Origin of the sequence: Cupriavidus sp. YR651, assembly GCF_900101625.1 — a bacterium.
In the GTDB taxonomy this organism is placed as follows: domain Bacteria; phylum Pseudomonadota; class Gammaproteobacteria; order Burkholderiales; family Burkholderiaceae; genus Cupriavidus.
This window is the reverse complement of the sequence record NZ_FMYZ01000005.1, coordinates 110042-131159: the sequence shown is the minus strand read 5'-3', so window position 1 is coordinate 131159 and position 21118 is coordinate 110042. Positions and strand designations below refer to the sequence as shown.

Below are 21118 nucleotides of genomic sequence, written 5' to 3'. Positions count from 1 at the left end.
CCACTTGTCCAATAGCGCGGGGCGGCATGTCGCCATGCCGCCCGCCTTGCGCTGACTGTTTAACGCTTAAGCCGCGGCGCGCGAGGATTCCAGGAAATCCTGTGCAAACCGCTGCAGCACGCCGCCGGCCTCGTAGATCGAGACCTCTTCGGCCGTATCCAGCCGGCACAGCACCGGCACCTCCACGCGCTCGCCGTTCTGGCGCCGGATCACCAGCGTCAGTTCGGCGCGCGGCTTGCGCTCGCCGATCACGTCGAACGTCTCGGTGCCGTCGATGCCCAGCGTGAGGCGGTTGACACCCGGTCCGAATTCCACGGGCAACACGCCCATGCCGATCAGGTTGGTGCGGTGGATACGCTCGAAGCCTTCCGCGACGATCGCTTCCACGCCCGCCAGCCGCACGCCCTTGGCCGCCCAGTCGCGCGACGACCCCTGGCCGTAGTCGGCCCCAGCCACCACGATCAGCGGCTGCTTGCGGTCCATGTAGGTCTCGATGGCTTCCCACATGCGTACGACCTTGCCTTCCGGCTCGATGCGCGCCAGCGATCCCTTCTTGACCGCGCCGTCGATCACCGCCATCTCATTGATGAGCGTCGGGTTGGCAAACGTCGCGCGCTGCGCCGTCAGGTGATCGCCACGATGGGTGGCGTACGAGTTGAAGTCCTCTTCCGGCAGGCCCATCTTCGCCAGGTACTCGCCGGCCGCGCTGCTGGCCAGGATGGCGTTGGAGGGCGACAGGTGATCGGTCGTGATGTTGTCGCCCAGCACCGCCAGCGGCCGCATGCCCTGGAGCGTGCGCTCCCCGGCCAGAGCGCCTTCCCAGTACGGCGGACGGCGGATGTACGTGCTTTGCGGACGCCAGTCGTAGAGCGGGTCGATCGATTCGCCGGAAGCCGCCGTGATGGCGAACATCGGCTCGTAGACCTTGCGGAACTGCTCGGGCTTCACGCTCTTCGTCACGATCGCGTCGATTTCCTCGTCGCTCGGCCAGATGTCCTTCAGGTACACCGGCTTGCCGTCGGCATCCGTGCCCAGCACGTCGCGCTCGATGTCGAAGCGGATCGTGCCGGCGATGGCGTAGGCCACCACCAGCGGCGGCGAGGCCAGGAAGGCTTGCTTGGCGTAGGGATGAATGCGGCCGTCGAAGTTGCGGTTGCCGGACAGCACCGCCGTGGCGTACAGGTCGCGATCGACGATTTCCTGCTGGATCTTCGGATCCAGCGCACCCGACATGCCATTGCAGGTGGTGCAGGCAAACGCCACGATGCCAAAGCCGAGTTTTTCCAGGTCGGGCAGCAGGTTGGCTTCCTGCAGATACAGTTCCACGGCCTTGGAGCCCGGCGCCAGCGACGATTTCACCCACGGCTTGCGGGTGAGGCCGCGCGCGTTGGCGTTGCGCGCCAGCAGGGCCGCGGCAATCACGTTGCGCGGGTTGCTGGTGTTGGTGCAACTGGTGATCGCGGCAATGATCACCGCGCCATCGGGCATCTGGCCGGGGACTTCCTCCCACTTGCCCGCGATGCCGCGCGCAGCCAGGTCGGCGGTGGGCAGGCGCTTGTGCGGGTTCGACGGACCGGCCATGTTGCGTCCGACCGTGGACAGGTCGAACTTCAGCACGCGCTCGTATTCGGCGGCGTCCAGCGCATCTGCCCACAGCCCGGCGGTCTTTGCGTAGGTCTCCACCAGGCTGACCTGGGCGTCCTCGCGGCCGGTGAGGCGCAGGTACGACAGGGTCTGGTCGTCGATGAAGAACATGGCGGCGGTGGCGCCGTATTCCGGGGCCATGTTCGAGATCGTGGCGCGGTCGCCCAGCGTCAGGCTCGATGCGCCTTCGCCACGGAATTCCAGATACGCGCCAACCACCTTTTCCTTGCGCAGGAACTCGGTCAGGGCCAGCACGATGTCGGTGGCGGTAATGCCGGGTTGGCGGCGGCCGGTCAGTTCCACGCCGACGATATCCGGCAGGCGCATCCACGACGCGCGGCCCAGCATCACGTTTTCGGCTTCCAGCCCGCCCACGCCGATGGCGATCACGCCGAGCGCGTCCACGTGCGGGGTGTGGCTGTCGGTGCCCACGCAGGTGTCGGGGTAGGCCACGCCGTGGTCGGCATGGATCACCGGGGACATCTTCTCCAGGTTGATCTGGTGCATGATGCCGTTGCCCGGCGGGATCACATCGACGTTGCGGAAGGCCTTCTTGGTCCAGTTGATGAAGTCGAAGCGGTCTTCATTGCGGCGGTCCTCGATGGCGCGGTTCTTCGTGAACGCATCGGGATCAAAGCCGCCGCATTCCACGGCCAGCGAATGGTCGACGATCAGCTGCACCGGCACCACCGGATTGACCAGCGCGGGGTCGCCACCCTGGTCGGCAATGGCGTCGCGCAGGCCGGCCAGGTCCACCAGCGCGGTCTGGCCCAGGATGTCGTGGCACACCACGCGGGCGGGGAACCACGGGAAGTCGAGGTCGCGGCGCCGCCCGATGATCTGTTTCAGGGAGTCCGTCAGCGTGGCGGGGTCGCAGCGGCGGACGAGGTTTTCGGCCAGCACGCGCGACGTGTAGGGCAGCTTGTCATAGGCGCCCGGCTGGATGGCGTCGACCGCGGCGCGCGTGTCGAAGTAATCCAGTTTGGTGCCGGGCAGCGGCTTGCGGTATGCAGTGTTCATGGCGTGTGGAGGACTGGCGTGCCTGCCACCCCGGCGGGCAATCACCGGGCGGGGTGGTGGCACTGTTGCTTTTGCTGTGAATCAGGCGCGCTTTTCGATGGGCACGAACTTCAGGTTCTCGGGGCCGGTGTAGTTGGCCGTCGGACGAATGATCTTGTTGTCGATCCGTTGCTCGATCACGTGCGCCGCCCAGCCCGACGTGCGGGCAATCACGAACAGCGGCGTGAACATCGCGGTGGGCACGCCCATCATGTGGTAGCTGACGGCGCTGAACCAGTCGAGGTTCGGGAACATCTTCTTGGCGTCGGCCATGACCGTCTCCAGGCGCTCGGCGATGTTGAACATCTTCAGCGAGCCGGCGTCCTTCGACAGCTTGCGGGCCACCTCCTTGATCACCACGTTGCGCGGGTCGGAAATCGTGTACACCGGGTGACCGAAGCCGATCACCACTTCCTTGTTTTCCACGCGCTGGCGGATGTCGGCCTCGGCCTCGTCCGGGGTGTCATAGCGCTTCTGGATCTCGAAGGCCACCTCGTTGGCGCCGCCATGCTTCGGGCCACGCAGCGCACCGATGCCGCCGCAGATGGCCGAATACATGTCGGAGCCGGTGCCCGCCACCACGCGGCACGCGAACGTCGAGGCGTTGAACTCGTGCTCCGCGTACAGGATCAGCGACGTCTGCATCGCGCGCTCCCACAGCTTGGAGGGCGACTCGCCGTGCAGCAGGTGCAGGAAGTGGGCGGCGATCGAGTCGTCGTCGGTTTCCACCTCGATGCGGCGGCCGTTGTGGCTGTAGTGGTACCAGTACAGCAGCATCGAACCGAGGCTCGCCATCAGGCGGTCGGCGATGTCGCGTGCGCCCGGCGTGTTGTGGTCGTCCTTCTCCGGCAGCACGGTGCCCAGCACCGACACGCCGGTCCGCATCACGTCCATCGGGTGGGCACTGGCCGGCACCCATTCCAGCGCGGCCTTCACGTTGGCGGGCAGGCCGCGCAGCGCCTTGAGCTTGGTCTTGTAGGCAGCCAGCTCGGACTTGTTCGGCAGCTTGCCGTGCACCAGCAGGTGGGCGATTTCCTCGAATTCGCAGGTGTCGGCGATGTCGAGGATGTCGTAGCCGCGGTAATGCAGGTCATTGCCGCTGCGGCCCACGGTGCACAGGGCGGTGTTGCCGGCGGCAACACCCGACAGGGCGACGGACTTCTTGGGCTTCGGCGTGGCCAGCGGTTGGGCTTCGGACATTGGGGTCTCCTTGGTATGTTGGTTTGGCTTGCGTGCGGGCATGTCGGTTTCAGAAACGGATGAGATTCCGCAGCTTACTTGCCCTTGCCCTGCGCGAACAGGGCATCCAGCTTTTGTTCGTAGACGTGATAGCCGATGCGCTCATACAGCTCGTTCCGCGTCTGCATGGTGTCGACCACATTCTTCTGCGTGCCGTCGCGGCGGATGGCTTCGTATACGTTCTCGGCGGCCTTGTTCATCGCGCGGAAGGCGGACAGCGGGTACAGCGTCATCGCCACGCCGATCTCGCGCAGCTCGTCCACGGTGAAGTACGGCGTTGCGCCGAATTCGGTCAGGTTGGCCAGCACCGGCACCTTGACGGCATCGACAAAGCGGCGATACATGTCCAGGTCCGTCATGGCCTCCGGGAAAATCGCGTCGGCGCCGGCTTCCACGCAGGCCACGGCACGCTCGATGGCCTTGTCGAGGCCTTCCACGGCCAGCGCGTCGGTGCGGGCCATGATCACGAAGTTCTGGTCGGTACGGGCGTCCACGGCGGCCTTGATGCGGTCGACCATTTCGCCTTGCGTCACGATTTCCTTGCCCGGGCGATGGCCGCAGCGCTTGGCGCCCACCTGGTCTTCGATATGCATGGCGGCGGCGCCGAACTTGATCAGCGAGCGCGTGGTGCGGGCCACGTTGAAGGCGGAGGCGCCGAAGCCGGTGTCCACATCGACCAGCAGCGGGGTGTCGCAGACGTCGGTGATGCGGCGGATGTCGGTCAGGACGTCGTCCAGGTTGGAGATGCCCAGGTCGGGAAGACCCAGGGAGCCGGCAGCCACGCCGCCACCCGACAGGTAGATGGCGCGATAGCCGGCGCGCGTGGCCAGCAGCGCGTGATTCGCGTTGATGGTGCCGGGAATCTGCAGTGGGCTTTCATCGACCAGGGCCTGGCGGAAGCGGGCGCCGGCGGAGCGGGCGAGTTCGGATGCAGAAAAGGTCATGGCGTGGAGTTGAAATATCGGATTCGAAACGGACCCATATGGCGCAAGGCGTGTGCCAGCCCGGAATCCACCCTCGGCGGGCGGGCTCCGGTCGGTCCATAAACCCTTACAGATCAAAGGGTTAGGCCATATCGACGCTGAAATTCCACAAGTTTCACGAGCCGATTACATCCCTTCGGCATTTCAATATTGAAATTCAGGCGTTTCAATATTGAAATGCCAGCGGCGCCGGCGCACAATCCAAATCGACCCCAATCAATCCGAATCGACTATACGCCCGAACGCGTCGCCAATCCCGGCGGTTCGCGCGCCTGCCATCCCCGTCAATCGTGGCTGCACCATGACTCCCTCGCAGAATCCGATTCCTCTCAATGCGCCCGCCATTCCGGCCGGCGCCCGACCCCGTATCTGGGCCATGGGCATCAGCCGCTTGTCGCGCGCCTTTGCCGAACTGATCCCGGCCTATGCCGGGCGCGCCGAGTTCCGGATCGTCGGGCGTGCGTTCGAGGCCGCCGCCAGCGCGATCAACCGGGAGGCCCGCGAAGGCCGGGTGGACGTGGTGGTGGCGGGCGGCTCCAACGGCGCCTACCTGCGCCAGCACGTGGATGTCCCCGTGGTGCTGGTGAAAGTGACCGGTTTCGACGTGATGAATGCGCTGGCCACCGCGCGGCGCATTTCGCCGATGGTGGCACTGGTCACCCATGCGTCGACGTATGCCGAAGTCGACGAATTCGTGCGGGCCTTCTCGCTATCCATTCCCACCTACACCTACCTGACCGAGGACGATGCCACGGCGCGCGTGCGGGCGCTCAAGGAGGAAGGCGTGCGCGTGGTGGTGGGGCCGGGCATGGTGACGGACCTGGCGGACAAGCATGGCCTGCTGGGCGTGTTCCTGTACTCAGGGAATGCCGTGCGGCTGGCGCTGGAAGATGCCATCGAGGCGGCACGGCTGCGGCGTATCGAATCGACCCGCCGCGACTACGTCAACACCATCCTCGCGCACCTGAACGAGGGCGTGGCGGCCGTGGACCCGGAAGGCCGTGTGCAGGCGTTCAACCCGGCCATGGAGCGCTTTCTGGGCACGCCCGCCGGCGCGGCCGTGGGGCGCAAGCTGTCCACGCTGGCGCCCGGGCTCTCGCTCGACGGGGTCATGCAAAGTGGCACGCGGGAACTGGAGGCGATCCATCGGCTGGGTGACAAGATGGTGGTGGTCAACCGGATTCCGATCGTCGGCGAGGCCGGCACCACCGGCGCGGTGCTGACGATCCAGGACGCCAATGCGATCCATCGCGCCGACCGCAACCTGCGTTCGCGCACGCGGACACGGCCAGCGGGTGTGCGTTACTCGCTGGATGACCTGGCCGGGGCGTCGGCGGCGATGACGGACCTGCGGGCGCTGGCGCGGCGGTATGCGATGGTCGATTCCACCGTGCTGGTGGGCGGGGAGAGCGGCACCGGCAAGGAGGTGCTGGCGCAGGGCATGCATGACGCCAGCCCCCGGCGCGCGTTCCCGTTCGTGGCCGTCAATTGCGCGGCATTCCCGGAAGCGCTGCTGGAGTCGGAACTGTTTGGCTACGAAGAGGGCGCGTTCACCGGTGCGCGGCGTGGCGGCAAGGCCGGGCTGTTCGAATCGGCGCATGACGGCACGTTGTTCCTCGACGAGGTGGGCGACATGCCGCCGGCCTTGCAGACGCGGCTGCTGCGCGTGCTGCAGGAAAAACAGGTATTGCCGATTGGCGGCATCGAGGCCGTTCCCGTCAACGTGCGGGTGATCGCCGCCACCCACAGGGACCTGGCCGCGCTCGTGCGCGAGGGCACGTTTCGGCAGGATCTTTACTACCGGCTCAATATCCTGCGGATCGAGATGCCCCCGCTGCGGGACCGCGCCGCGGACCTGGCCGATCTGGCCGAGATGCTCTACCGGCGCGCGCAGGAGCGGCTGGGTGTCGCCGATCCGCTGCAGTTGCCTGCAACGGTACGCACGCGGCTGGCACGTTATTCGTGGCCCGGGAATATTCGCGAGCTGGAAAACGTGACGGAGCGCATTGCCGTGCTGGTAGCCGGCGCAAGGCTGGAGCCGGCCGCGCTGCAGCGCGAATTGCAGTCCGCCGTCCCCGAGCTGTTTTCCACGGATTCCCGGGATCCGGCCAGTGCAGGCATGGCGGCGGTCGATGCGCCCGTCTTGTCCGCCGCGGTGGCGTTGCCGGCGGGTGCGAGCCAATCGCTGGCAGGCGTCGCGCGCGTCAGCCAGGCCGAGCATATCCGTCGGGTCCTGGCGGAATGTGGCGGCAATCGCGCGGCGGCTTGTGCGCAACTCGGCATCAGTGCCACCACGCTTTGGCGCCGCTTGCGCGGCGACTGAGCTGCGCCGGGTGGCTACCTGAAAAACGGCGGATAGTGGCTATTGGCCGGACCGCTCCGGACGCCTAGTGTGAGAGGCGTCGGATCGGGTTTGCCGATCCTTTTCCGGATGCATTTCAAGGCACGACATGACCCAGCGGCTGGATTCCTACCGGGCTAACCGCCCCAGCATCGAGCTATTGCTGCGCCTCGACAAGCGTAGCGACGCCTATCGCCTCGAACATTCGCTGGCGGACCTGGTGCGGCTACGCGTGTCGCAGGTCAATGGGTGCCCGTACTGCATCGACCTGCACACGGCGCGCGCGCGGCGGGCAGGGGAGATGGCCGGGCGTATCGACATGCTGCCGGCATGGCGCGAGAGCGAGCTTTATACGGACCGCGAGCGGGCGGCACTCGCCTGGGCGGAAGCCGTGACGCGCGTGGCGGAAACCGGGGTGCCGGACGACGTGTGGGAGGCGGTCCGGCCGCTGTTCAGCGACCGGGAACTGACGGACCTGACGTTGCTGATCAGTGCGATCAACGGGTTGAACCGTTTTGGCATCGCTTTCCGGCGCTCGCCGGAATAGACCTTCGAAGCAAAGGAAGCCCAACCGCATGCGGGATCGCCGATCATTCGGCACCCGCAATGCTTCTACTGTTTGTTTGCAATTAACGGCCAGGAATCTCCGAATACTTCGATCCGGGATTTGCCGATTGGAGAGGCTCCTGGCTGGCGGCATGCCTGGCGGTAGGAAACGATCAGAAGATCAGGCCGAAGCAGAAAACCTGAAAGCGAGGGCGCCGCGAAAAAACCCGGAAAGCCGGAAAGCCCCTGACGGCGCTGCGCGCCAGCAGATCCGCTATTGCGGCAGCGGCACCTTTACCGGCGCCTTGTCTGCCACGATCGCGTACACGAGCAGCTTGGCGGGGCGGGTCTGGCTCGCGTTGCGGGAAACCAGGTGGCGAGCGTTGGGCGGCTCATACCAGGCCTCGCCTTGCTTGAATACGCGTGCTGGCTGGCCATCGAGCTGGGATTCCACTTCGCCCTCGAGCACGTAGGCGAAGATCGAACCCGGGTGCATATGCGGCGTGGAGGCCTGGCCCGGCGCGTAGCTCACCGTGATCATCAGCGCGTCGCGGCCGACGGCTTCGGGAAGCGCCTGTTTCATGACCGGGGCGATCGTTTCCTCGCCACGGCCACCGGCGGTCTCGTGCGCCTGGGCGGGGCGGGCAACGCCGAAGATCAGCGCGCCCAGCGTAGCCAGCACGGTCAGCGCCGGCCCGGCGCCGGCCCCCTTCAGAATCTGTCGGGACATGGCGTTGCCTCAGGCCGGCGTCTTGCGGAACGAGATCGCAAAGCGGTTCCACGCGTTGATCGTGGAAATCAGCAACGTCAGATCCACCAGTTCCGCGTCCGAGAAGTGCGGGCGAACGGCCTCCCAGGCGGCGTCGGGCACATGGTCTTGCGACACCAGCGTCACGGCTTCCGTCCAGGCCAGCGCGGCGCGCTCGCGATCCGAGAAGAAGGGCGTTTCGTGCCAGACCGACAGCGTGGCCAGGCGGCGATCATCCTCGCCGGCCTTTCGGGCGTCCGAGCTGTGCAGATCGATGCAATACGCGCAGCCGTTGATTTGCGAGGCGCGCAGGCGAACCAGTTCCACCAGCGACTGCTCCAGACCGGCTTCGCTGATGCGCTTTTCCAGGCCGAGCATGGCCTTGATGGCGGCGGGGCTGGCGTTATAGAAATCAAGACGTTGTGCCATGACTTGCTCCTGTTTTATCAGTTGGCTTCGCCGGATTGGCGTTGCGACAGGATCAAGATTAGGCGCGGCAGTGGCTTGCTGGAATAACCGGTTTTTTCTATTTTGAGGTAGCCACCTAACTGGCGTGCGGGTCCGGACTAGAGGCTGTTTCAAAACGAAGCGAAGCGGTCCCGGCTAGACGCGCAGCCGCAGACAGTACAAGTGGTACGGCAAGCGAGTGTGGCTAACCCGGCAACAACGCCAGAATCATTTTGATAGTGCCTCTCAGATGTCGTCGGCCAGGCGGACGCCGGTGAATTGCCAGCGCTGATGCGGGTAGAAGAAGTTGCGGTAGCTCGCGCGGATGTGGGACTCCGGCGTGACGCAGGAACCGCCGCGCAGCACCATCTGGCTGCTCATGAACTTGCCGTTGTACTCGCCGACGGCGCCGGCGCTGGGCCGGAAACCGGGGTACGGCAGGAAGGCGCTGCCGGTCCATTCCCAGACATCGCCAAACATCTGGCGCAACGCGCCGGCCGTGTTCTGGCGATCCGGTAGTGGTCGCAGTACCCGGCCATCCAGGAAATTGCCGGTGGCGGGCAGATTGCGCGCCGCGTGCTCCCATTCAGCCTCCGTGGGCAGGCGGCGCTCGGCCCAACGGGCGAAGGCGTCGGCCTCGAAGAAACTCACGTGCGTGACGGGGCTGTCCGGATCCACCGGCTGCATGCCGCGCAGGCTCATTTGCCACCATGTGCCCTCGCGTTCCTCCCAGTAGAGCGGCGCCTGGATGCCGTGATCGCACACCCAGCGCCAGCCGTCGGACAGCCAGAGCCCAGCCGTTTGATAGCCCCCGTCCTCGATGAATTCGAACCACTGGTGATTGCTCACCGGGTGCGAGCACAGCGCGTAAGGTTGCAGCAGCACGTTATGGCGTGGCGTCTCACAGTCGAACGCGAAGTCGTCGCCGCCATGCCCGATGGCAACCACACCGCCCGTGAAGCGGATCCACTCCGGCGCGGGACGCGGGTCCGCGATCACCGGCGCCGCCAGCTCCGGCGCGAAGGCCGGGCGCAACGGGTTCTGGGCGAACAGGTGCAGGATGTCGGTCAGCAGCAGCTCCTGGTGCTGCTGTTCGTGGTTCAGGCCGAGCGTGATGAGCGCCGCCTCGTCGTCGGTCTGCGCCTTCGTCAGCAGGGACAACATGGTCTCGTCGACGGCCTCGCGATACGCCAGCACCTCGTCGAGCGAGGGACGCGACAGCAGGCCACGCCGGGGACGCGGATGCCGCGCGCCCACGGCCTCGTAGTACGAATTGAACAGGTAGCGATACTGGGGGTCCACCGGCTCGTAATCCGGCAGTCGCGCCGCCAGCACGAATTCCTCGAAAAACCAGGTGGTATGCGCCAGGTGCCACTTCGCCGGGCTGGCATCTTCCATTGACTGCACGGTCGCATCCGCATCGGACAGGTCCGCCACCATGGCTTCCGTTGCGGCGCGCACATGGCGGTACTGGCCAAGCAGGGCGGGCTCGTGCGGGGGATGGTTCGCGGCGGCAGGCAACAGTGCTGAGGTCATGCAGGCTCCCGGAGACGGATCAAGGCAGAGACAACACGGGTGAGACGGCGCTGCGCCAGGCAGCACGGACAAGGCAGGCGACGGAGGGCGTGCCATGCGGCACGGCGCTGGATGAATCCGCCAGATTTCGAATCATCATAGACCTGATCGCCGGGCGGAGCGAGCCGGGGCGGGGCGCGAACGGCTGCAGGGCAAGGCCCGGGGCGGCGCGCGGGAAGGGCCGGCGCCTGCAAACGCGCATGCCAATGCACGCGCGCGCAAGAAAAAACGGGCCGCACCAATAAAGGCGGGGCCCGGCGGGAAAGCGCCGGCACCGCGGAGGGCGGCACCGGACACGGAGGAGAGCGTCAGGTTCAGGCGGCGGCGCGGGTGCCGTCGTTCAGCGCGGCGATGGCCGTGCGGGCGGCGGCGAGGCCGGCTTCGCGGGCATCCGGGCCCATGGCCAGGCCGTGCGCGCGGACGATGGTGACGTCCGTGATGCCCAGGAATCGCAGCACCGTGTCGACAGTGATTTCATGCAGATCCAGCGCGTTGGCGTCCTGGCGCACACCGCCGCGGGACGACACCACGATGGCGCGCTTGCCCTTGGCCAGGCCTTCCGGGCCGTTGGCCGTGTATTGGAACGTGCGGCCGGCCTGGGCGATGCGGTCGATCCAGGACTTCAGCTGGCTCGGAATGCCAAAGTTGTATTGCGGGGCGCCAATGACCAGCACGTCGGCGGCCATGAACTCCGCCAGCCACGCTTCCGTACGCTGCAGCTCGGCTTCCTGCACGGCGTTCAGGCCGTCCTTCGGGCCACCCAGCACGGGCAGCAGGTTGCCGGTCAGGTGGGCGGGGGCGTCCTGGTCCAGATCGCGGACGGTCACCTTGGCCTGGGGGTTCTTGGCAACCAGGTCGGCGACCACGCTGGCCGTCAGGCCACGGGAAACGGAGTTATCGCCAAGTACGCTGGAATCGATTTGCAGGATGTTCATGTCTGGCTCCACGGGGGCTGTGTTCGGTTGGGATGACTGAAAGATAAGCCCTGGCCATTGGTGCCGGTAGTGAGGCAAAATGCAAATAATTGTTCTACCTGCGCAACGCCGCGACCAGAGCCTTTGTGGCAGCGCGCGATGTCCGATGGAGATTCGGCATGCAAGACCTCAACGATCTGTCGCTGTTTGCCCAGGTGGTGCAGCACGGCAGCTTTTCGGCCGCCAGCCGCGCCACCGGCGTGCCCAAATCGCGGCTGTCGCGCCGGATCGCCCAGCTGGAGCGGGACCTGGGCGTGCAACTGTTGCGCCGGACCACGCGCCAGGTGCGCGTTACGCCGCTCGGCGAGTCGTATTACGAACATTGTCGGGAAATGCTGCAGGCGGCGGAAGCGGCACGCGAGGTGATCGAGCATGCGCGAGAGCAGCCGGGCGGTTCGCTGAAGATCAGTTGCCCGGTGGCGATCACCCAGATATTGCTGGCACCCGAGATCGGCACCTTCATGCGCGCCAATCCGGGCATCCGGCTGGAGATCGACGCCACCAATCGCCGCGTCGATGTGATTGGCGAGGGCTACGATCTGGCGCTGCGCGTGCGCGATGTGCTGGAGGATTCCAGCCTGGCGGTGCGCACCTTCGGCAAGAGCGACATGAAGCTGGTGGCCAGCCCGGCGCTGCTGGACAGCATCGGGCGGCCGCGCACGCCGCAGGCGCTCGACGGCATGCCGGGGGTCGGCCAGAAGCCGCATGACGGCAAGCACGCGTGGACGCTATTCAGCAAGTCCGGCGAATCCATCCATATTTCCTACGATCCACGGCTGGTATCGGACGAGTTCGCACTGCTGCGCGAGGCCGCCATGGCCGGCGTCGGCGTGGCCATGCTGCCGCGCATGTACTGCCGGGACGAGATCGAAAGCGGAGAACTGGAGGAGCTGTTGCCGCAATGGGATTTGCCGATGGGCGTGCTGCATGCCGTATTTCCGTCGCGCAAGGGCGTGACGCCCCCGCTGCGCCGCTTCCTGGAGTTTCTCGCCGAAGTATTGCCGGAACACGCGCGCCGCGTCGGCATGATGACGGCGAGCACTCCGCCCATGCACGTGGCACCGCCGACGGAGCCGCCTGCGCGCCACGGCCCGCCATGAGGAACCTCGGGATGCCGTGTGCCGGAAGTACGACGTTTGTGGCCGCTGCGCCTTTACCTTCACGCCAGTGCGCACTAAGGTAGTTGTGCAGGTCACTTGCGCGAGGGCAAGGGCGCCCGGCGCGCGCACCAAATTTCACGGCAAGGAGCAGAGTCGATGAGTCGCACGCAAGGATCGCAGGACGTGGGCAAGGCGATACTCCGTATCGCACTCGGTGCGCTGATCCTGGTGCACGGAATTTCCAAGCTGATGACGGGGCCGGGCTTCATCGTGCAGGTGGTCACCAAGGCGGGGCTGCCGGAATCCGTGGCCTATCTGGTCTACATCGGCGAAATCGTCGCGCCCATCCTGCTGATCATTGGCCTCTGGACGCGGCTTGCCGGCCTGATCATTGCCATCAACATGATCGTGGCGCTGGCGCTGGTGCACGCGAGTCAGTTCGGCGATATGGCCCCGACCGGCGGCTGGGCGCTGGAGTTGCAGGGCATGTACCTGGCGGGGGCGCTGGCCGTGGCGCTGCTGGGGGCAGGCCGCATGAGTGTCGGCGGCATTGACGGCAGATGGAATTAGCGCCGCGGAGCATTGCCATGGGACCCCGACTGCCTGACCGTCTCCACATCCAGAGATGCGCGCTCGGCGCCATGACGCTGGTCGCGCTGGCCGGGTGCGCCACCGGGCCCGATATCCGCACCGACTACAACCGCGCCGTGGATTTCTCGGCGTATCGCACCTTCGGATTCGTGGCGCGGCCTGGCACCGATCGCGAGGGCTATGAAAGCCTGACCACGCAATACCTGAAGGCGGCGGTCCAGCGGGAGATGACCGCGCGCGGCTATCGCTACGCCGCCGCGTCGTCCGACCTGCTGATCAACTTCAATGCCCGCTTGCAGCAGAAGATCGTCAGCGATCCCATGCCGATGGGGCCGGGCTACATGGGCTATTACGGCTATCGGCGCGGCCTCTATGCGCCGTGGCCCGGATACGGCTTCTATAGCGACACCTATTCGTACACCGAAGGCACGCTGAACATCGACCTGATCGATGCGAAAAAGAACCAGCTGGTCTGGGAGGGCGTGGCGCAAGGCGATGCCAGCCAGGCCGATTCCAAGGACAACCAGCAGGCGCTGGACAAGGTGGTGTCACAGATTTTTGCGAAGTATCCGTTCCGGGCCGCGCCGTAGCACGCCGGCGCCCCTTGCGTGCCTATCACGCACCCCTTGCGTGCCCATCACGCACCCATCACGCGCCCGGGCCGTCGGCGGTCCGCCAGTCGCCGGCCCGCGACAGGGCATTGGTGACGAAGGCGTCGATCGGCAGCGGGCGTGACCACAGATAGCCCTGGCCGACATCGCACCCCAGCGCCAGCAGCGCGTCGCGTTGCGATTCTGTTTCGATTCCCTCGGCCACACACGTCAGCCCCAGGTCCCGCGCGAGCCGGATCATGCTGCGGCAGATCACGGTGCGCTGGTTCTCTGCATCCACGTTGACGACGAACGAGCGGTCCAGCTTGATCTGCGTGAAAGGCAGGTCCGCCAGCAGCTTGAGCGTGGCGATGCCCACGCCGAAATCGTCGATCGCCACTCCGTAGCCCAGCAGCCGCAGGCGGTTCAGGGCAACCGACAGCGCCACGGTATCGGCGACGGGAAATCCTTCGGTCAGTTCGATGGTCAGCAGACGCCGCGGAACGCCCGCGGCCTCGACCATGGCTTCCACCCGTTCCAGCACATCCGGCCGGCACAGCGTCTGCGCCGATGCATTGATGCCCAGCTCGATCTCCATGCCGGCGGTGCGCAGGCGCTGGTGCACGTCGAGACAGCGTCGGGCGGCCAGGAACAGGATCGGGTCGGCGGCACCCAGCGCTTCCAGGCGCGGGATGAACAGATCCGGGCGGATGTTGCCGAGCGCAGGGTGGTGCCAGCGGCAGAGCGCTTCGGCACCTGCCAGCCGCCCCGTCGCCAGATGGAACTGGGGTTGCAGCACGATCTCGAAACTGGCGTCGTCGCGCACGGCGGCGAGTAGCGCCTCGTCGTCCGGCATGCCTGCATGAGCCGGCGCCGCATCGTCGCGCTCGGCGGTTTGCGTCAGGATGGATTCCAGCAGCGTGGCCACCAGGGGCTTGTGCAAGGCGTGCACGTACGGCAATCCGAGCGTCTCGGCCAGGTCGCGGTGCGAGGCGAGGATGTCGTCGGCCAGAAGGGTCATCCAGACCCAGACGGGCGAGGCGCCGGCAAACGCGCCGCTGCCTCGCCGGGCCAGCTCCGCCATCAGCTGGGGGCCATTGATCACGGGCATCTCGATATCGCAGAGCACCACGTCGAATGGCGACGCCGCGAGCATGGCCATCGCTTCGCCGCCGTCGCAGGCCAGCGTGACCTGCGTCACGCCCAGTCCGCGCAGCAGGTTGGCGGCCACCGTCCGCTGGAACGGATGGTCTTCGACCACAAGGACGCGAAGGTCGGCGAGGGGAGTTGGCATCGGTACGGCAACGGCATCGGGCAGTGGAACGATGGTACCGCAGGTGTTGCGGCTGCCCCGCATCGAGCAAGAAAAGGGTGAAAAACCTTTACGCCAGGCGTGCGGCGAGCCCAGACCCGCTACAATCGCTGCCCGCAGTTTTGAACGTGTCATATCAATCATGGGTCTGGGCTGGTTCGGATTATCGACCTTCTGGCTGTTGCCGCTTGTCTGGCGAATGGTGGGGCGCGCGCTTGCAGGCGATCGCCGGCTGTTCGGTCGTGGCTCGTTGCGCGTCTGGCTGGGTACGCTGCTGGTGCTGGGCGCCAGCGCAACGCTGGAATCGCTGACAGGAGGCGAGGGCGAGGGCGCTGCCGCGGGCGGCGCAGTGGGCCATGCGCTGGCCGGCGGCGCGGCAAGCCTGCTGGGCTGGACGGGTTCGCTGCTGATGATGCTGGCCGTGCTGGGCCTGGCTGCACCGATGGTGTTCGGCGAGACCTGGCGCAGCCTGTTCCTGCTGCGCAAGCCGCGCGCCGCTGCCGACGAAGGCCGTCCCGAGGTGCGTAACGACGCCCGAGCCGACGCCCGCGCCGATTTCCGTGGGGCCGGTCGCAGCGAGCTTCGTGGCGACGTCGGCGGAGATTTCCGCGCCGACATCGGCACGTCGCATGCCGCAACTTCCGCGCAGCCCGGCTCGCGCGAGTCCGTGGATCGCTGGGAGACCACGTCGCTGCCGACGCATTCGTCGGCGGGCTGGAATCCCACGCCGCCGCGACACAAGGGCATCGAGGCCGTTTCCGCACGCCGTCAGCCGGCGTGGGAGCCGCCTCCACGCACACGCCAGTCGCCGCCGCAGCCGGGTGAAATCTGGCTGCATCATGCCGAGGCGCCGGGTGCGGTGAAGCCAGCACCCGCACGCGCCGCGACCACGTCGACATCCGCTGCGCCAGCGGCTGTCGTGCCGCCCGCGTCGGCGGGTGCGTCAGGTGTGTCGGCTGCGTCGACCGCATCGGCACGCGCGGCGAAGCCGATGACGCCAGCAGGCCACGCCGGCCACATGTCTCACGCTGCATCGATGCAGTCAGCCGCATCGGCAATCTCATCCGCCGCCGCGCGTCCGTCGCCGGCCGCTGCAACGACGTCGAAACCGGCGCCCGCGCGAGCCACCGTCGTCAGCAGCCCCTTCCGCAATCCGCAGCTCGGCCTGCGTGCCGCCGTCACTACGCTGCCCGAGGCGATGGCGACTTCCGCGGCGGTTGCCGTGGCGCCGGTCGCAACGGTTCCGGCAACAATGGACGAAGCGCCGGAAGTCGTGGTCATCGATCCGGCCGCAGTTGCCGTGCTCGCCACATCCGAGGACGTCTCCAGGGCTGACGCGGAGGCTGGAGCCGAGGCCGTAGCCGAGCCAACGTCCTCATCCGAATCCTCGCCCGAATCCTTGTCCGAGTCCGCAGCTTCGTCCGAATCCGGGACCGGGGCTGGTGCGGTGGCGCGGGCCGAGGCGATCGTGACGGAAATCGACGACATGGCCGAAGCCAGCGACGAAGACCGTGCCGAGTCGCCCGTGACCATGGCCGCCATCCGGCAGGAAGCCATGGAGCTGCTGGCCGAGCTGCGCGCGCTGGCCGCGCGGCCGCTCGATGCTGAAGATATGGAGCAGCCCGATACGGTGGAAGCCATGTCGGCCACGGAAGCCATCGACGCCGTGGAAGCCGTTGCGGCAGAGGAAGCCGTCGTAGTTGGAGAAGCCGTCGCAACAGGAGAGGCCGCAGCCATCCGGGTAACGGCAGCGCCCGGGGTCGAATCGAATACCTCGGCGCCCGTCGCCGAAGCCGTGCCGGCCGTTGCATCGGACGATGAGGCTGCAGAAGAGGGTGTCCCTGCGGCCGCGCTTGATGCGGTTGCTACGGTTGCTACGGCGGCTGATGTCACGGTGGCAGATGAGGTGGCAGACGAGGTGGCAGCCGTGGTGGCCGAGGCCGGCACACCAGTGCAATCGTCGGCCGAGGCGGTCGCGCAGGCCATGGCGTCCGCTGCCGATGCCATGGAGTCCGACACCGAGGACAGCACCGATACCACCAACGCTGCCGACAACGACGACCATACCGACCATCCCCATAACGCCGACAGCACCGACGCCAGCGACAACACCGATGCCATGACCGCCGTCGCGGCCGAGGCGCCATCGCCGGACGTCGAGCCAGTCGAAGAGGATGCCGGCGCCGCGGTGCTCGACGCCAATGCGCTCGTGCAGGCCACCCCCAAGCCGCGCATCGTGCTGCAGGCGGTGGTTGGCAAGACCGTGCCGCTCGCGCCCGCGCCGGCCATCCAGTCGTCGTCGCCGCTGGTGCCATCGCTGCCGGTGTCTTATCCCGTGCCCCCGGCACCTCCGGCGCCGCCGCGCATCGTCGACTATCGCCTGCCTGGCGGCGACCTGCTGGAAGCGGCGATGGATAGCGGGGAACAGGTATCCGAGGAGCGGCTGCAGGAGACGGGCGAACTGATCGCCCAGCGTCTGGCCGAGTTCAAGGTGCCGGTATCGGTGGTCGGCGCCAGTGCCGGCCCCGTCATTACGCGATTCGAGGTCGATCCGGCCATGGGCGTGCGCGGCGCGCAGGTGGTGGGTCTGATGAAGGATCTGGCGCGCGCGCTGGGCGTGACGTCGATCCGCGTGGTGGAAACCATCCCCGGCAAGACCTGCATGGGGCTGGAGCTGCCAAACGCCAAACGGCAGATGATCCGGCTCTCGGAGATCGTCACCGGCGCCGCGTTCCAGGCGCACGCATCGCGTCTGGTGCTGGCGATGGGCAAGGACATCACCGGCAACCCGGTGGTGACCGACCTGGCCCGGGCGCCGCACCTGCTGGTGGCCGGCACGACCGGCTCCGGCAAGTCGGTCGCGGTCAACGCCATGATCCTGTCGATGCTGTACAAGGCCACGCCGGAAGACGTGCGCATGATCATGATCGACCCGAAGATGCTGGAACTGTCCGTCTACGAGGGCATCCCGCATCTGCTCGCGCCCGTGGTCACGGACATGAAGCAGGCCGCGCACGCGCTCAACTGGTGCGTGGGCGAGATGGAAAAGCGCTATCGGCTGATGTCCGCGCTGGGCGTGCGCAATCTGGCCGGCTACAACCAGAAGATCCGCGCGGCCGAGGCCGCCGGCGAGAAGGTGCCCAACCCGTTCTCGCTGACGCCGGACGCGCCCGAGCCGCTGTCCACGTTGCCGTTGATCGTGGTGGTGATTGACGAGCTGGCGGACCTGATGATGGTGGCCGGCAAGAAGATCGAGGAACTGATCGCGCGGCTGGCGCAGAAGGCCCGCGCCGCCGGCATCCACCTGATCCTGGCCACGCAGCGGCCGTCGGTGGACGTGATTACCGGCCTGATCAAGGCGAACATCCCGACGCGCGTGGCGTTCCAGGTGTCGTCGAAGATCGATTCGCGCACGATCCTGGACCAGATGGGCGCGGAAAGCCTGCTGGGGCAGGGCGACATGCTGTTCCTGCCACCGGGTACCGGCTATCCGCAGCGGGTGCACGGCGCCTTCGTGGCCGACGACGAGGTGCACCGCGTGGTGGAGCACTGGAAGCAGTTTGGCGAGCCGGACTACGACGAGGCCATCCTGGCCGGGGATACGCCGGATGCCGGCGGCGCCGACCTGTTTGGCGATGGCGGTGGGGATGGCGAGGCCGATCCGCTCTACGACGAGGCGGCCCAGTATGTGCTGACCTCGCGCCGGGCGTCGATCTCGTCGGTCCAGCGGCAATTGCGGATTGGTTACAACCGGGCTGCGCGGCTGATCGAGCAGATGGAGGCAGCCGGTTTGGTATCGCCGATGGGTCGCAACGGCACGCGCGAGGTGCTCGCACCCGGGGCGGGCGACTGAGGCCACTGCACGCATGGCGATCATGGCGACCTCCCACGGCAACCTCCTGCACGATGTGCCGTCCGGCGCGCCGGACGAGGTCTTCACGGCGCTGCTGCAACGGCAGGCTGCCGGCGAGGTGACGATCGAGCGCATCGTCTCCAATGGCCAGTCCAGTCCGCCCGGATTCTGGTACGACAATCCGCAGGACGAATGGGTGCTCGTGGTCGCCGGCAGCGGGGCCGTGGAGACCGATACCGGAGCCATGCACAAGTTGGTGCCGGGCGACTGGCTCCATCTGCCCGCGCATTGCCGGCATCGCGTCGCCTGGACCGATCCGGCGCAGCCAACCGTCTGGCTGGCCGTGCATTTCACGGCGAAACCCTAGGCGCGACGGGCGCTGGGCGGGCGATCCCCTTATGATGGCGGGAAATCCCGATGCGAGATCCCCGCTTGCCATTGCTTCCGCAGCGTTTCCGAATCTCCGTACCGCGCCTCCGGCGGCCATGCCCGCCAATGCCGGCGGCGTGGCTGGTGGCGCTGTTGTTGGCGCTATCGATGGCGCTCACCGGGCATGCCGCGCAGGCGGACACGCTGCGCGTCGGCTCCAAGCGCTTCACCGAGTCCTACATCCTGGGCGAAATCCTCACCCAGACCGCATCCGCCGCCCATGGCGAAGCCCGGCACCTGCAAGGGCTGGGCAATACGGCGATCGTCTTTGAAGCGATCAAGGCCGGAAGCATCGACCTCTATCCCGATTACACCGGCACGCTGGCCAGCGAGATCCTGAAGCTGCCGCTCGGCGCCACGCTCGCCCAGATCAACCTGGCGCTGGCGCCGATGGGGCTGGCAGCCGCCATCCCACTGGGGTTCGAAAACACCTACGCGATTGCGGTGTCCGAGGCGCGTGGCCGCGACGTTGCCACGCTCTCCGATCTGGCCCGGCATCCCGCGATGCGGCTGGGGCTGTCCCATGAATTCCTCGGCCGCGTCGACGGCTGGCCCGGACTGGCGCGACGCTATGGCCTGCCGCAGCGGCCGGCAGGTATCGATCACGGCATTGCCTACGAGGCGCTGGCGCAGGGGCAGATCGATGCGACCGACATCTATTCCACCGACGCCAAGATCCGCAGATTCCATCTCCGCGTGCTGGAGGACAACCTGCATTTCTTCCCGCGCTACGACGCGGTGGTGGTCTACCGGCTCGATGTGCCACGGCGTTACCCGGGGATGTGGCAAGCGCTGGAGGGCCTCGCGGGCAAGATTCGCGTGGCGGACATGATCGACATGAACGCCGCGGCCGAGATTGATGGCCAGTCTTTTGTTGCCGTGGCGCGCCAATTCCTGGCCGGCAATCTGCAAGGCAACCCGAATGCCATGTCGAATGCCAACCCGGGCACCAACCCGGGTGCCAGCGCGAATGCGGAGTCGAAGGGCGCCAATGCGCAGGCGATTCCGGCGGACGCACGACGCGGCGGCCTTGCCGCCACGCTATTCAGCGCGGACACATGGCGACTGACAGTTCGCCATGTTGCGCTGGTGATGGGGGCGGTGGGCGTGGCGACGCTGATTGGTGTGCCGCTGGGCATCGTCGCGGCGCGGCGGCGCCGGCTCGGGCAGGTTGTGCTGGCTACCGTCAGCGTGCTGCAGACGGTCCCGTCGCTGGCGCTGCTGGCCATGTTGATACCGTTGCTGGGTCGCATTGGCGTCTGGCCGGCGATGGTCGCGCTGTTTCTCTATGCGCTGCTGCCGATCGTCCGCAACACATGCACGGGCCTGCAACAGGTGTCGGGTGGGATGCGCGATGCGGCGCGGGCGTTGGGATTCCGGTCGATGCAGGTGCTCCGGTATGTCGAAGTCCCGCTGGCAATGCCGATCGTCCTGGCCGGCATCAAGACGGCCGCCATTATCAGCGTAGGCACGGCGACGATTGCCGCCTTCGTGGGGGCTGGTGGATTCGGGGAACGCATCGCCACGGGACTGGCGCTGAATGATTCCACGCAATTGCTGGCCGGGGCGATTCCTGCCGCCGTGCTGGCGTTGGTGGTGCAGGCGGGCTTCGGCCTGCTGGAGATGTTCTGGGGCCGCGAGCGGCACGCCTGATCGCGGTTGGTGGCCCCGGACCGCGCCTTACCGC

Annotated in this window: 16 protein-coding genes; 8 read left to right on the top strand and 8 right to left on the bottom strand. The window is 66.9% G+C overall.

What is annotated here, in order from left to right:
- Positions 1-66: 66 nt before the first annotated feature.
- The 3 genes from acnD to prpB form a co-directional block, all read right to left on the bottom strand.
- Positions 67-2664 carry a Fe/S-dependent 2-methylisocitrate dehydratase AcnD gene (gene acnD / locus BLR29_RS15650; protein ID WP_092137937.1) on the bottom strand — a complete coding sequence of 866 codons (2598 nt, stop codon included), beginning with the start codon at positions 2662-2664 and terminating at the stop codon, positions 67-69.
- Between the two features lie 81 nt (positions 2665-2745).
- On the bottom strand, positions 2746-3903 hold the full coding sequence (prpC, locus tag BLR29_RS15645; RefSeq protein ID WP_092137936.1) for a bifunctional 2-methylcitrate synthase/citrate synthase: 1158 nt from the start codon (positions 3901-3903) through the stop codon (positions 2746-2748).
- 74 nt (positions 3904-3977) lie between these two features.
- A complete protein-coding gene (prpB, locus tag BLR29_RS15640; protein WP_092137935.1) occupies positions 3978-4886 on the bottom strand; it encodes a methylisocitrate lyase in 909 nt (302 codons plus the stop codon).
- Between the two features lie 415 nt (positions 4887-5301).
- Between prpB and prpR the strand changes: the two genes are divergently transcribed.
- Both prpR and BLR29_RS15630 read left to right on the top strand, forming a co-directional pair.
- Positions 5302-7248 (top strand): propionate catabolism operon regulatory protein PrpR, encoded by a 1947-nt coding sequence (gene prpR, locus BLR29_RS15635; protein ID WP_369804632.1) that lies wholly within the window; start codon positions 5302-5304, stop codon positions 7246-7248.
- 127 nt (positions 7249-7375) lie between these two features.
- A complete protein-coding gene (locus tag BLR29_RS15630) occupies positions 7376-7813 on the top strand; it encodes a carboxymuconolactone decarboxylase family protein (protein WP_092137933.1) in 438 nt (145 codons plus the stop codon).
- A 273-nt stretch (positions 7814-8086) separates the two neighbouring features.
- Here the strand turns inward: BLR29_RS15630 and BLR29_RS15625 are convergent, their stop codons facing one another.
- The 4 genes from BLR29_RS15625 to BLR29_RS15610 all read right to left on the bottom strand — a co-directional run bounded on the left by BLR29_RS15625 (position 8087) and on the right by BLR29_RS15610 (position 11517).
- The gene (locus tag BLR29_RS15625; protein ID WP_092137932.1) at positions 8087-8542 is read right to left on the bottom strand and encodes a cupin domain-containing protein; all 456 of its coding nucleotides are present in this window, start codon (positions 8540-8542) and stop codon (positions 8087-8089) included.
- Between the two features lie 9 nt (positions 8543-8551).
- Positions 8552-8989: a carboxymuconolactone decarboxylase family protein gene (locus BLR29_RS15620; protein ID WP_092137931.1), complete on the bottom strand. Its 438-nt coding sequence runs from the start codon at positions 8987-8989 to the stop codon at positions 8552-8554.
- Between the two features lie 264 nt (positions 8990-9253).
- Positions 9254-10543: an ergothioneine biosynthesis protein EgtB gene (egtB, locus tag BLR29_RS15615; RefSeq protein WP_092137930.1), complete on the bottom strand. Its 1290-nt coding sequence runs from the start codon at positions 10541-10543 to the stop codon at positions 9254-9256.
- A 353-nt stretch (positions 10544-10896) separates the two neighbouring features.
- Positions 10897-11517, bottom strand: coding sequence for an FMN-dependent NADH-azoreductase (locus BLR29_RS15610; protein WP_092137929.1), 621 nt, complete (start codon positions 11515-11517; stop codon positions 10897-10899).
- A gap of 158 nt (positions 11518-11675) precedes the next feature.
- On the opposite strand from BLR29_RS15610, the gene BLR29_RS15605 reads away from it, so the two are divergent.
- The 3 genes from BLR29_RS15605 (at position 11676) to BLR29_RS15595 (ending at position 13837) form a co-directional block, all read left to right on the top strand.
- Positions 11676-12656: a LysR substrate-binding domain-containing protein gene (locus tag BLR29_RS15605; protein WP_092137928.1), complete on the top strand. Its 981-nt coding sequence runs from the start codon at positions 11676-11678 to the stop codon at positions 12654-12656.
- A gap of 156 nt (positions 12657-12812) precedes the next feature.
- Positions 12813-13226 carry a DoxX family protein gene (locus tag BLR29_RS15600; protein WP_092137927.1) on the top strand — a complete coding sequence of 138 codons (414 nt, stop codon included), beginning with the start codon at positions 12813-12815 and terminating at the stop codon, positions 13224-13226.
- Positions 13227-13297: 71 nt separating this feature from the next.
- Positions 13298-13837 carry a DUF4136 domain-containing protein gene (locus tag BLR29_RS15595; RefSeq protein WP_092137926.1) on the top strand — a complete coding sequence of 180 codons (540 nt, stop codon included), beginning with the start codon at positions 13298-13300 and terminating at the stop codon, positions 13835-13837.
- Between the two features lie 58 nt (positions 13838-13895).
- Here BLR29_RS15595 and BLR29_RS15590 read toward each other — a convergent pair whose 3' ends face one another.
- The gene (locus BLR29_RS15590) at positions 13896-15131 is read right to left on the bottom strand and encodes an EAL domain-containing response regulator (RefSeq protein WP_092138245.1); all 1236 of its coding nucleotides are present in this window, start codon (positions 15129-15131) and stop codon (positions 13896-13898) included.
- 160 nt (positions 15132-15291) lie between these two features.
- Here BLR29_RS15590 and BLR29_RS15585 point away from each other — a divergent pair, with 160 nt between their 5' ends.
- The 3 genes from BLR29_RS15585 (at position 15292) to BLR29_RS15575 (ending at position 21084) form a co-directional block, all read left to right on the top strand.
- The gene (locus BLR29_RS15585) at positions 15292-19002 is read left to right on the top strand and encodes an FtsK/SpoIIIE family DNA translocase (protein ID WP_092137925.1); all 3711 of its coding nucleotides are present in this window, start codon (positions 15292-15294) and stop codon (positions 19000-19002) included.
- 22 nt (positions 19003-19024) lie between these two features.
- Positions 19025-19369, top strand: coding sequence for a cupin domain-containing protein (locus BLR29_RS15580; RefSeq protein WP_092138244.1), 345 nt, complete (start codon positions 19025-19027; stop codon positions 19367-19369).
- A gap of 128 nt (positions 19370-19497) precedes the next feature.
- Positions 19498-21084 carry an ABC transporter permease/substrate-binding protein gene (locus BLR29_RS15575; protein WP_176860969.1) on the top strand — a complete coding sequence of 529 codons (1587 nt, stop codon included), beginning with the start codon at positions 19498-19500 and terminating at the stop codon, positions 21082-21084.
- Positions 21085-21118 lie beyond the last annotated feature (34 nt).

Bases quoted from the DNA above. Each gene is read 5' to 3' on its own strand.
- prpC (WP_092137936.1), bottom strand. From the start codon at position 3,903: ATGTCCGAAGCCCAACCGCTGGCCACGCCGAAGCCCAAGAAGTCCGTC.
- BLR29_RS15580 (WP_092138244.1), top strand. From the start codon at position 19,025: ATGGCGACCTCCCACGGCAACCTCCTGCACGATGTGCCGTCCGGCGCG.
- BLR29_RS15575 (WP_176860969.1), top strand. From the start codon at position 19,498: ATGCCGGCGGCGTGGCTGGTGGCGCTGTTGTTGGCGCTATCGATGGCG.
- BLR29_RS15625 (WP_092137932.1), bottom strand. From the start codon at position 8,542: ATGTCCCGACAGATTCTGAAGGGGGCCGGCGCCGGGCCGGCGCTGACC.
- BLR29_RS15620 (WP_092137931.1), bottom strand. From the start codon at position 8,989: ATGGCACAACGTCTTGATTTCTATAACGCCAGCCCCGCCGCCATCAAG.
- prpB (WP_092137935.1), bottom strand. From the start codon at position 4,886: ATGACCTTTTCTGCATCCGAACTCGCCCGCTCCGCCGGCGCCCGCTTC.
- BLR29_RS15585 (WP_092137925.1), top strand. From the start codon at position 15,292: ATGGGTCTGGGCTGGTTCGGATTATCGACCTTCTGGCTGTTGCCGCTT.
- BLR29_RS15605 (WP_092137928.1), top strand. From the start codon at position 11,676: ATGCAAGACCTCAACGATCTGTCGCTGTTTGCCCAGGTGGTGCAGCAC.
- BLR29_RS15595 (WP_092137926.1), top strand. From the start codon at position 13,298: ATGACGCTGGTCGCGCTGGCCGGGTGCGCCACCGGGCCCGATATCCGC.
- BLR29_RS15590 (WP_092138245.1), bottom strand. From the start codon at position 15,131: ATGCCAACTCCCCTCGCCGACCTTCGCGTCCTTGTGGTCGAAGACCAT.
- acnD (WP_092137937.1), bottom strand. From the start codon at position 2,664: ATGAACACTGCATACCGCAAGCCGCTGCCCGGCACCAAACTGGATTAC.
- BLR29_RS15630 (WP_092137933.1), top strand. From the start codon at position 7,376: ATGACCCAGCGGCTGGATTCCTACCGGGCTAACCGCCCCAGCATCGAG.
- prpR (WP_369804632.1), top strand. From the start codon at position 5,302: ATGGGCATCAGCCGCTTGTCGCGCGCCTTTGCCGAACTGATCCCGGCC.
- egtB (WP_092137930.1), bottom strand. From the start codon at position 10,543: ATGACCTCAGCACTGTTGCCTGCCGCCGCGAACCATCCCCCGCACGAG.
- BLR29_RS15610 (WP_092137929.1), bottom strand. From the start codon at position 11,517: ATGAACATCCTGCAAATCGATTCCAGCGTACTTGGCGATAACTCCGTT.
- BLR29_RS15600 (WP_092137927.1), top strand. From the start codon at position 12,813: ATGAGTCGCACGCAAGGATCGCAGGACGTGGGCAAGGCGATACTCCGT.